The organism is Terriglobus sp. YAF25 (assembly GCF_052113305.1).
In the GTDB taxonomy this organism is placed as follows: domain Bacteria; phylum Acidobacteriota; class Terriglobia; order Terriglobales; family Acidobacteriaceae; genus Terriglobus.
Genome location: NZ_JBFRCY010000865.1, coordinates 1 through 4030, shown reverse-complemented (window position 1 = coordinate 4030; position 4030 = coordinate 1). Strand labels below are relative to the sequence as shown.

The following is a 4030-nucleotide window of genomic DNA, read 5'->3' as shown; positions in this document are numbered from 1 at the left end:
CATCACAGGCACCCGGGCAAAAATATCGGTCGTAAAACCCATATTCGAACTTCGCTCGAATCTCCCACCCATCGTTGTCACGATGGATGGGGCACCCAGAGTTGTGCTCTCGATCGGCTTACTTCCACCCACCGCCCAGCGCTGCATACAACTGCACCAGTGAGTTCGCTTCCTGCGATTGCGCCTGGGCCAACTGGAGCTGTGCATCGTAGAGGTTGGTATCCGTGGCCAGCACCTCGATGTAGCTGGTGTTGCCGCCGGCATAACGCAGACGCGCCAGGCGAACAGCATCCGCGGCTGAAGCTACGGCGCGTGTCTGCTCTTCCCTGCGGCTCTGTGTCTCCTTGTAGGCTGTGAGTGAGTTCGACACGTCCTTCAGCGCGTTCAGAATGGCTTTCTGGTACTGCACCACCATCTCCTGCTGCTGTGCCTGCGAGTACTTGTAATTACTGCGGATTCGCCCACCGGCAAAGATCGGCTGCGAGAGCGAACCTGCAGCGTACCAGTAAGCATTGCCTCCGTCGAAGATCTTCTGCAGCTGGTTGCTTGCGGAGCCTCCCATGCTGGTCAGCGAGATCTGTGGGAAGAACTGCGCTTTGGCCACACCGACACGCGCATTCGCTGCCATCAGGGTAGCCTCTGCCTGGCGGATGTCAGGACGGCGCTCCAGCAGCTCCGACGGCAGCCCGGTCGGCACTGCTGCTGGATGCGGCTGATCCTCGATCTTCTGTCCTCGCGCGACATCCTGTGGAGCGTGACCGAGAAGGACGCTGATGGCGTTCTCCTGTGCGGCGATCTGACGCCGAAGCTCCGGCAGGTTGGCCTTTGCCGTATACAGCAGCTCTTCGGCTTGTCTTGTGTCGGCGCGGGAGCCGGCGCCGTAGTTCTCCAACGACTGGGTCAGACGGAGCGAGTCCTCGCGTGCCTGGATGGTGTTCTTCGTGATCTCGAGCTGCGAGTCCAGGCTGCGGAGCTGGAAGTACGATGCCGCCAGTTGCTGGACCAACGCTGTCCGGGTCGCACGCTGCGCCCACTCGGTCTGCAGCAACTCGGCGCGGGCGGCCTCAGTCTGGCGGCGATAGTATCCCCAGAAGTCGAGGTTCCACGCAGCCGACGCGCTGAAGCCGCCACCACGGATGAAGTCGTTCTTCGTACCATCACTGTTCTGCGGAGCAAGGCCCTGCGGAAGCTGCAGTGCCGAGAAGCTGCCACCGGCGTTCACCGAAGGCAACTGCTGTGAGCGCACGATACCGACAACCGACTGAGCCTCCAGTACGCGTTGCGCCGCGATCTTGAGATCGAGGTTGTTCTTCAGCGCCTCAGCGATCAGCGCCTGCAGCGCAGGATCGGTAAAGATGCCCTCACTAAGCAGATCTCCCGGGCTTGCGACCAGCGACTCGCTTCCCTTCAGTCCGGCAAGGACTTCCACCTCTTTGCCCATGTCCTTACCAATGGTTACCGGAACAAAATGCACCTTCTGCCCGGCATCGACCGTCACCACGTGCATGCCCGCATGGTCGATGACAAGCGAGCTGGTGGGAATGATGAGCGACGTATGTTGCTGCGACAGGGTGAAGTGCACCTGCGCATACATGCCCGGCAAAAGCGAGGCGTCGTGGTTATCGACCTGCACCTCCGTCCGCATGGTGCGCGCGGCGTCGTTCAACGACGATGCGTTGCGAGTAACGGTGCCGGTGTAATCACGTCCCAGGCGCTCGGTGACATCGATGCTCGCCTTCTGTCCGTCGCGAATGTTGACCGCTTCGGACTGCGGCACGTCGACATAGATCCGCAGCATGTCGCTCTGCGCGATGCTGAAGAGCGGCCTGCTCTGAGCCGATGCGCTGACCAGGTCGCCGCGCTCCACATTGCGCTGCGTGATCACGCCGTCAAAGGGAGCCACGATGCGCTCGAAGTTCTGCATCTGCTGCAGCCGCGCCACGTTGGCCTGGTTCGCAGCCACGCTGGCCTCAGCCGCCGCGATATTGGCATTGGCAGCAGAGACATCCGCGACGCGCGCATTGTGATTTTGCACAGCACTATCCACAATCTGCTGCGAGATAGCGTGCTGCTCTCCCAGCGGGACATCACGCTCACGCGTCAGCCTCGCCAGTTCGGCATTGGCCTTCGCTTGCTCCAGCGCTGCGCGAGCCTGCAGCAATGCCGCCTGTGACTGGGCGAGGGTCGCTTTTGCCTGGCTCAACTGCTGATCGATCTCCGGCGAAGAGATCACCGCCAGTACCTGTCCGGCGCGTACCTTCGTGCCGATATCGACATTGCGGCGGTCGAGATAACCGTCCACGCGTGCATACAGGTTCGCCGTATACAGCGGCTCGCGCCGGCGCCAATCACTTTAGCTTTGCTTCTGGATTTCGCCTGGACGCGGTCGCGGGCGGGGGTTTCCTGAGTGCTGATCATGCGGCCTCCTGAGCTGGTTTCTTTCCGTGGATCAGAGTGAACATCAATGGAACAAAGAAGAGGGTTGCGAAGGTCGCCATACTGAGACCGCCGATCACGGCGCGAGCGAGCGGAGCGTTCTGCTCACCGCCTTCGCCCATGCCCAGGGCCATCGGCAGCATGCCGATGATCATGGCGCAGGCTGTCATCAGARTGGGTCTCAGTCGAGTAAAGCCTGCCTGCACAGCAGCGCCGACCGCCGTCTCGCCACCGACACGCAGTTCATTCGCGAAGGTGACCAGCAGAATGGAGTTCGCTGTCGCTACACCGATGGACATGATGGCGCCCATCAGTGAGGGAACATTGAACGTTGTCTGCGTGAGGAACAAAGCCCAGACGATTCCGCAGAAGGCTCCGGGCAGCGCGCAGATGATGATGAACGGGTCAAGCCAGCTCTGATAGTTGACGACCATCAGCAGGTAGACCAGCAGAGCGGCGAAGGTAAGACCGAGACCCAGGCGGGTAAAGGCCTCATTCATGCTCTCCACCTGACCGCGGACGACAATCTTCGTGCCCGGCGGCAGATGTGCACTCTCTTCCTTCACGATGCGGTTGACCTTCGACGCCACCGAACCCAGGTCGCTGTTCTGCGTGTTGGCGTAGATGTCATAGACCGGCGCGCCATTATGGTGGTTGACCACCACGGGCATGATGGCGGGTTTCAGCGTCGCCATATTGCCCAGCATCTCGGTGCGGTTGGCCAGGGTATGGATCGGGATCGGTGTGTTCTGCAGAGCATTAACCGAATCGATGCTGTATTGCGGTGTCTGCGCCGCAACGGCGTAGGTGATGCCCATCTTCGGATCGAGCCAGAAGTTCGGCTGCACCGCCGCGCTGGAGCTCAGCGAGATATACAGGCTGTTCGCCACGTCCTGCTGCGTGAGTCCGAACTGCGCCGCACGTACGCGGTCGATATCGAGATGCAGGTCAGGCGCATTCACCACCTGGTGCATGTGAACGTCGACTGCTCCGGGAACCGTTGCCAGCCGCTCGCGCAGATGGCGTGCGATCTCGTAGTTGGCCGGATCGTAACCCTGTATCTGGATATCGATCGGCGCAGGCAGACCGAAGTTCAGAATCTGCGTCACCATGTCCGCGGGCTGGAAAAAGAAAGTCGCATCGGGGAACTTCTTTGGAAGCTCCGCACGCAGCCGCTTGATATAGCCCTCGGTGGAGTGATGCTTCTCATTCAACGCGATCAGAACCTCGCCGTCGGCACTGCTGATGGTCGAGCCATCACCAAAGGCATAGTTGAAGGTCTCGGGCGTGAGGCCGATATTGTCCATCACCAGCTCGGTCTCATCCGCGGGAATGATCTTGTGGATCTCGTCCTCGACATGGCTGAAGACCACCTTGGTGCTCTCAATGCGAGTGCCGGGACGTGTGCGGACGTGTAGTTTGATCTGCCCGGCGTCGACGCTGGGGAAGAAGTCTCTGCCGATGAAGGGCAGCAGCACAAAGGCTGACAACATCACTGCCACCGAGGCAAACAAGGCGGCACGGCGATGAGCAAGGAAGCTCTCGAGTGCCGAGGTATAGCGATGTTGCAGCCAGGTGTAGCCCTGATTGAAGC

The 4030-nt window shown here is 60.6% G+C and carries 2 protein-coding genes; both read right to left on the bottom strand.

The annotated features are described in order from the left end of the window. Nucleotides 1-118: 118 nt before the first annotated feature. The gene (locus AB4043_RS24615; RefSeq protein WP_442308408.1) at nucleotides 119-2329 is read right to left on the bottom strand and encodes an efflux transporter outer membrane subunit; all 2211 of its coding nucleotides are present in this window, start codon (nucleotides 2327-2329) and stop codon (nucleotides 119-121) included. 85 nt (nucleotides 2330-2414) lie between these two features. Beyond that, a partial coding sequence (locus AB4043_RS24610; RefSeq protein WP_442308407.1) for an efflux RND transporter permease subunit occupies nucleotides 2415-4030 on the bottom strand: 1616 nt, incomplete at its 5' end.